The sequence below is a fragment of the Pseudomonas sp. Yb2C2 genome, from assembly GCF_052112325.1.
In the GTDB taxonomy this organism is placed as follows: Bacteria; Pseudomonadota; Gammaproteobacteria; order Pseudomonadales; family Pseudomonadaceae; genus Aquipseudomonas; species Aquipseudomonas marginalis.
Genome location: NZ_JAVAJK010000015.1, coordinates 184,217 through 190,216, shown reverse-complemented (window position 1 = coordinate 190,216; position 6,000 = coordinate 184,217). Strand labels below are relative to the sequence as shown.

The following is a 6,000-nucleotide window of genomic DNA, read 5'->3' as shown; positions in this document are numbered from 1 at the left end:
TGGGTAACCCGGCAGGACGCCGGGTTAGCCGCGCTGGGCCATGGATGGCCCATCGCGGCGGCCCACGCTCCAAAGCCGGAGTGAGGGCACACCGAGCCTAGGCGAGGTGCCGAGTGTTGGGGCGAAGACCTTTTGGTTACTTTTGGGTCTTTCCAAAAGTGACCCGCTGTAAGAGCGGAACCATAGGTGGCCGTGACCGCAGCAACGGATATGTACTCCACCCCAAAAAAAGCGGTCGGCCCAAAGGCCGCCACGGAACCAAGCGCCCTCGCCACAGACCGCTGAAAAAAATTGTGCAGATACTTATGCCCCCGATGGCAGCAGCTCAGCTACAGATGCATCCACTGACACTGCCTCATCGGGGGCAAGTCGAACCGTCGCACCGCCCCTCCCACATTTTTAACCGTGTACCCCCGCCCTACTCCAGTTGGCTCCAACGCCAACCCCATGGCATTTGCTGCTGCCCCCCAACCCCAATTAAGTAGTAACTGTGGTCTCGCCCCGCACACCGCGAGGAATCTACCGAATATTCCCGGCCCTCTTGCCAGCCTCTAACCCAGGTGGGATACAAGCACCCTGACGCGACACAACACAACGCTCTACGGAGGCTCGCCATGTCCGCCCTGCCACACCCTGCTTACACCTACCGCCCAATGACCGCAGCCGACCTCCCGGCCGCCCACGATTTGTCGGTGCAACTCAAATGGCCCCACCGCCTGGAAGACTGGGCAATGTTGCAACGGGTCAGCGACGGCTTCGTGGTCATGGATGGCGAGCGGCTGATCGGCAGCGCGTTCACCTGCCCCCAGGGCGACTACGCCACCATCGGCCTGGTGATCGTCAGCAATGACTACCAGGGCCAGGGCATCGGCCGGCGCTTGATGGAGAAGGCCATTGCCGCCTGCGATACGCGCACGCCGGTCCTCAACGCCACCCTCGCCGGCGCGCCGTTGTATGCCAGCCAGGGGTTCGTCGAGTTCGGGCGAGTGCAGCAACACCAGGGCCAGGCGTTGGTGCCCGCCCTGCCGACGCTTGCCGACGGCGAAACCTGCCGGGCGCTTAACGCCGATGATCATGCCAGCCTGCTCGCGCTGGCCAAGGCCGCCAGCGGTATGGACCGCCGTGAAGTGCTGCGTGACCTGCAGGTGGAGCACGCCGTGGGTATCGAACGCGACGGCCGGCTACGCGGCTTCGGCCTGCTGCGGCCGTTTGGGCGTGGGCGTTGCATCGGCCCGGTGGTGGCGGAAAATATCGAGCAGGCCAAGTACCTGATCGCCACCTTGCTGGCCCAGGTGCCGGACACCTTTGTGCGCATCGACATTCCCGTCGCCTGTGGCCTCAGCGACTGGCTCGAACAGGCCGGCCTGAAGAACATCGACACCGTCGCGCAAATGGCCCTGGGTACGCCGCCCCAGGCCAGCCAAGGCGTACACCCCTTTGCCCTGATCACCCAGGCGATCGGCTGACTTTTCTCCCGGAGCACTCCCCATGTCATCTCCCCGTATCCTGCTGTTGGCACGCGCCGACGGCAGCCGCGTTGCCACGTCTTTCAACAAGGCCGCCTTGAGCGCGCTGGACCCGTTCGGCGACAGCCGCCAACTTGCCTGGATGGGCGACGATGGCGTGTCCGCAGGCGTGGTGTCCTTCAGCGGCGAAGCGGTGATCGAAGAGTTCCCTCACAGCGAAACGCTGGTGGTACATGCAGGCCATGTCGTGCTCAGTGCCGCGGAACAGACCTTGGAATTGGACGTCGGCGCCAGCGCCGTAATCGGCTTCGGCACACGCCTCACGGTGCAGGCCAGTGCAGGCAGCGAATGGGCGTTCTGCGCGGTCGACCAGGCCGATGCCCCGGTGTGCCCCGGCCTGACCCTGCTCGACCCGCACACCCTGCTCAACCCCTCCGCCGCGCCGGAACCCCAGATACTGATCGGCCCCACCCCGCAGTGCCGCGCATTCAACCTGTTCGACGATGCCGTGACCGAGCTGCGCGTCGGCATCTGGGACTCGACGCCCTACGCCCGCCACGGCCGCCCGCACAAACTGCACGAACTGATGCACCTGCTCGAAGGCCGCGTCACCCTGCAGGGCAACGAAGGTGGCGAAGTCACGGTGAATACCGGCGATACCGTGTTCGTGGCCAAAGGCGCGCCCTGCGCCTGGACCAGTACGGTGTACGTGCGCAAGGTCTACGCGGTGAAGTGACTCAGGCCTTCAACGCCTCTTCCAGAAACGTCACCAACGCCTGTACGCGCGGGCTGCGCAGTTTGCGCGACGGCACCAGCAGCAGCACCGGTGCGCTGTCAAAGCTCCAGTCCGCCAACACACGTACCAGGCTGCCGCTGGCCACGGCGTCACTCACGTCCCACTGCGAACGCAGCACCAGCCCCAAGCCTTGCTCGGCCCAACGCCGGGCAACGCTGCCATCGTTGCTCAACAACGCAGGTTCCACGCGCAGGGTCTTGCGGCTCTGGCCTTTGCGCAGGTGCCACAGGGTCACGTCCTCATCATTTTCGCGAATGCAGATGCAGCGATGGGACGCCAGCTCATCCGGCGCAGACGGCACGCCGTGGGCGTGCAGGTAGGCCGGGCTGGCGCACAACCAGCGCTCGTTTGGTGTCAGTTGCCGCGCGGTCCACAGGCTGTCATTCAGATGGCCGATGTGAACCACCGCATCGCTGTCATGGCGATCGGGCCAGGGCGTCTCGCGCAAATCCAGCTGCAAACACAGCTGCGGGTGCAGTTTGGCAAACCGCGCCAACAGCGGTGCGATGCGCTGGCGGCCATAGCCAAACGGCGCCGCCACCCTCAAGGTGCCCACCAGGGTTTCATCCTTGTGCCGGAACGACTCCGGCAGCGCCTCAAGCTGCTCCAGCAACAGCGCGCTCTCCCGCGAAAACCGCTCGCCATCCGCCGTCAGGCTGAGGCGCCGCGCATCGCGATTGGCCAGGCTCAGCCCGAGCAGCGTCTCCAACTTGCGCAGGCGCATGGACAACGCCGGCGGCGACACATTCAGGGTGCGGGCGGCGGCGCTCAGCGACTCCGAGCGGGCCAGGGTCACGGCAAGGCGAAGGTCTTCGATGGAAATCATTCAATTTTACTTAATGATTGATGAGCGCTGATTGAACCACACGTTAACAACAGCTGAGTAGAGTGCAGCCTGTCCCCCGCCACACGAGTTCCGCCATGTCCACGCCGATTGCTTCCCTCGACACGCCCGCCGCGCTCGTCGACATCCCGCAGATGCAGCGCAATATCCAGCGTATGCAACAACGCATGAGCAGCCTGGGCGTGCGTTTGCGCCCGCATATCAAGACCAGCAAGTGCCTGCCGGTGATCCACGCCCAGATCGCCGCCGGGGCCAGCGGTGTGACGGTGTCCACCCTCAAGGAAGCCGAGCATTGTTTCGCCGCCGGTATCCGCGATGTGTTCTACGCCGTGGCGATGGCCCCGGGCAAACTGCCCCAAGCCCTGGCCCTGCGGCGCAAAGGCTGTAACCTCAGCCTGCTCACCGACAGCGTCCCGGGCGCCGAGGCCATCGTCGCTTTCGCACAGCAGCATGACGCACGCTTCGACGTGTGGATCGAAATCGATTGCGATGGCCATCGCTCCGGCCTGGCCGCTCACGACCCGGTACTGATCGACGTCGCACGCATCCTCAGTGACGGCGGCCTGCACCTGCGTGGGGTGATGACTCACGCCGGTTCCAGTTACGAGCTCGACAGCCTTGAGCCCCTGCAAGCACTGGCCGAACAGGAACGCACACTGTGCGTGCACGCCGCAGACACCCTCCGCGCAGCCGGGCTGGCGTGCCCCGAGGTCAGCATCGGCTCCACCCCCACGGCCCTCTCGGCGCTGAACCTGGACGGCGTCACCGAAGTACGCGCAGGTGTGTATGTGTTCTTCGACCTGGTCATGCGCAACATCGGCGTGTGCCAGGCCGATGAGTTGGCGTTGAGCGTACTGACCACCGTGATCGGCCATCAGCCGGACAAAGGCTGGATTATCACCGACGCCGGTTGGATGGCCATGAGCCGCGACCGTGGCACCCAGCGCCAGCGCCAGGACTTCGGTTACGGCCAAGTGTGCAGCGAAGCGGGCGACTGGATCGACGGCGCGCGGGTCACCGCTGCCAACCAGGAACACGGCATCGTCACCCTGGGCGCTGCCCACAGTGACGCGCTTGTCACGCGCTTCCCCATCGGCAGTCGGCTGCGCATCCTGCCCAACCATGCCTGTGCCACCGGCGCGCAGTTCCCGGATTATCACGCCGTGGAGGCCGATGGCAGCGTGCACACCTGGAGTCGCCTGCATGGCTGGTAATCGCATCCACTCGATTCATAGCACCCACGCGGCACCGCCGGGCGGGCACTATTCCCAGGCAGTGGCACACGGCGGCGTGCTGTATGTATCGGGGCAACTGCCGGTACGCGCCAATGGCGAGCACAGCGCCGGGCAACCGTTCGCAGTGCAAGCCTCGATTGCCTTGGATAACCTGGTGGCGATCCTCGGTGAAGCGGGCCTGAGCCCCGGCGACCTGCTCAAAGTGACGGTGTACGTGGTCGGCATAGAACACTGGCCCGCCTTTGATCAAATTTATGCGCGCTACCTGGGTGAACATAAACCGGCCCGCGCCGTGGTGCCCGTGCCGGTGTTGCACCATGGCTACCTGATCGAAATCGACGCAGTGGCCCGTACCGCACAGGAGCAGCCTGCATGAACCCGCAAAAAAGCGCTGTACTGATCATCGGCGGCGGCATCATGGGCGCCTCGTCGGCGTTTTTCCTGCGCCGCCACGGCTGCTCGGTCACGCTGCTGGAACGCGACCAGATCGGTCAGTACGCCAGCGGTGTGAACTTCGGCAATGTGCGCCGCCAGGGCCGCTACCTGGGGCAACTGGAACTGGCCAACCGTTCGTGGGCGCTGTGGAAACGCCTGCCGGAGTTGATCGACGACGACCTGGAATTCATCCCCAGCGGCCACATGCGCGTGTGCTATCGCGAAGATGAAATCGCTGAACTGGAGGCCTACGCCGCCGCGCCGGAAGCCGCGCAACTGGACCTGAAAATCTATCGCGGCGCCGAGTTGCACCAGCGTTTCGGTTTCCTCGGCCCCGAGGTGAAAGGCGGCTCCTACGCGCCCCACGACGGCCACGCCAATCCTCGCCTGGCGGCACCGGCATTTGCCCGCGCCGCACAGCGCCTCGGGACGCGAATCGAGGAAAAAACCGAAGTCGCCGACGTGGAAAAGGTCAACGGCCTGTTCCACGTCACCACCACCGACGGTCAGTTGTTTGTTGCCGAGCAACTGTTGATTACCGCCGGCGCCTGGGCCGCGCGCCTGTCCGAGCGCTTCGGCGAGCCGGTGCCGCTGGAGCCCAACGGCCCGCAGATGTCGGTGACGGAACCGGTGCCCTACGCCTTGCCCACCGTGATCGGCGTGTTCACCAAGATCAAGGAAGAGGTGATCTACTTCCGCCAGATCCCGCGCGGCAACATCATCATCGGTGGCGGTGCCCGCTGCACGCCGGACATGCTCAACCGCCGCGCGTTTTTCAAGCCCGAGAGCCTGCTCAACCAGATGCGCCAGATGAAACGGCTGTTACCGGGCGCCGAGAAGCTGAACATAATCCGAGTGTGGAGCGGCATCGAAAGCTACACACCCGACTCCCTGCCGGTGATGGGCCCCAGCGGCAGCGTGGACGGGCTGTTTTATGCCTTCGGCTTCTGCGGCCACGGCTTCCAGCTCGGCCCGGGCGTGGGGGATGTGATGGCCGAACTGATCAGCACCGGCAGCACCAGCACCTTGATCAGCCCGTTCGATATCCGGCGCTTTACCCAACCTTCGACGGTGCCGGCAAACGCCCCCACCACAGGAAAACTCATATGAGCCTCACCCGCCTGCCGGATTCAGCAGATTATCCCTTGCAGCGTTGAATAACGGCATCTTTGCGCGGGAGCCTTTTGCTAGCTTATCCGGACACCGGGCCGTGCTGTTTGCAGC

General features: G+C 64.7%; 6 protein-coding genes. 5 read left to right on the top strand and 1 reads right to left on the bottom strand.

What is annotated here, in order from left to right; genetic code table 11:
- Window positions 1-614 precede the first annotated feature (614 nt).
- Both Q8X51_RS21430 and Q8X51_RS21425 read left to right on the top strand, forming a co-directional pair.
- A complete protein-coding gene (locus tag Q8X51_RS21430) occupies window positions 615-1,466 on the top strand; it encodes a GNAT family N-acetyltransferase (protein ID WP_407694365.1) in 852 nt (283 codons plus the stop codon).
- A 22-nt stretch (window positions 1,467-1,488) separates the two neighbouring features.
- Window positions 1,489-2,202, top strand: coding sequence for a cupin domain-containing protein (locus Q8X51_RS21425; protein ID WP_407694366.1), 714 nt, complete (start codon window positions 1,489-1,491; stop codon window positions 2,200-2,202).
- A gap of 1 nt (window position 2,203) precedes the next feature.
- Here the strand turns inward: Q8X51_RS21425 and Q8X51_RS21420 are convergent, their stop codons facing one another.
- Window positions 2,204-3,088 (bottom strand): LysR family transcriptional regulator, encoded by an 885-nt coding sequence (locus Q8X51_RS21420; protein WP_407694367.1) that lies wholly within the window; start codon window positions 3,086-3,088, stop codon window positions 2,204-2,206.
- Between the two features lie 95 nt (window positions 3,089-3,183).
- Between Q8X51_RS21420 and Q8X51_RS21415 the strand changes: the two genes are divergently transcribed.
- From Q8X51_RS21415 to Q8X51_RS21405, 3 genes are read left to right on the top strand one after another with little or no spacing between them, the layout of a single operon-like run.
- A complete protein-coding gene (locus Q8X51_RS21415; RefSeq protein WP_407694368.1) occupies window positions 3,184-4,320 on the top strand; it encodes a DSD1 family PLP-dependent enzyme in 1,137 nt (378 codons plus the stop codon).
- Window positions 4,310-4,717 (top strand): RidA family protein, encoded by a 408-nt coding sequence (locus tag Q8X51_RS21410; protein WP_065948053.1) that lies wholly within the window; start codon window positions 4,310-4,312, stop codon window positions 4,715-4,717. Before Q8X51_RS21415 ends, Q8X51_RS21410 begins: the two co-directional genes overlap by 11 nt.
- Complete coding sequence (locus Q8X51_RS21405; RefSeq protein WP_407694369.1) at window positions 4,714-5,886, top strand: NAD(P)/FAD-dependent oxidoreductase; 1,173 nt, start codon at window positions 4,714-4,716, stop codon at window positions 5,884-5,886. Before Q8X51_RS21410 ends, Q8X51_RS21405 begins: the two co-directional genes overlap by 4 nt.
- Window positions 5,887-6,000 lie beyond the last annotated feature (114 nt).

Excerpts from the sequence above, each read along its gene's own strand:
- Q8X51_RS21410 (WP_065948053.1), top strand. The coding sequence starts at position 4,310 with ATGGCTGGTAATCGCATCCACTCGATTCATAGCACCCACGCGGCACCG.
- Q8X51_RS21425 (WP_407694366.1), top strand. The coding sequence starts at position 1,489 with ATGTCATCTCCCCGTATCCTGCTGTTGGCACGCGCCGACGGCAGCCGC.
- Q8X51_RS21405 (WP_407694369.1), top strand. The coding sequence starts at position 4,714 with ATGAACCCGCAAAAAAGCGCTGTACTGATCATCGGCGGCGGCATCATG.
- Q8X51_RS21420 (WP_407694367.1), bottom strand. The coding sequence starts at position 3,088 with ATGATTTCCATCGAAGACCTTCGCCTTGCCGTGACCCTGGCCCGCTCG.
- Q8X51_RS21415 (WP_407694368.1), top strand. The coding sequence starts at position 3,184 with ATGTCCACGCCGATTGCTTCCCTCGACACGCCCGCCGCGCTCGTCGAC.
- Q8X51_RS21430 (WP_407694365.1), top strand. The coding sequence starts at position 615 with ATGTCCGCCCTGCCACACCCTGCTTACACCTACCGCCCAATGACCGCA.